1 pseudogene is annotated in these 249 nt (G+C 67.9%); it reads left to right on the top strand.

Annotated features, from left to right (window positions below):
• Window positions 1–220: pseudogene (locus ACPYOM_RS23245) on the top strand (hypothetical protein); the annotation flags it as partial.
• Between the last annotated feature and the right edge of the window lie 29 nt (window positions 221–249).

Below are 249 nucleotides of genomic sequence, written 5' to 3'. Positions count from 1 at the left end.
CCCCCCCCCCCCCCCCCCCCCCCCCCCCCCCTTCCCCACCCAAGAGCCCCCCCCCCCAGATTACTACGCGTCTCGTGGGCTCGGAGATGTGTATAAGAGACAGGTCCTCGACGACGGCATCGGCGAAGCCGGCCTCGATGGCGTCGGGGGTGGTGACGTGGACGGCGCGGTCGAGCAGCGCACCAACGAGGTGCTCGTCCTGTCTCTTATACACATCTGACGCTGCCGACGACGGAGAGAGTGTGAAAG

The sequence above is a fragment of the Monashia sp. HAY1-2A genome, assembly GCF_056755315.1.
Note: the sequence above shows the minus strand (reverse complement) of the source record. Positions and strands in the feature narration are given on the sequence as shown.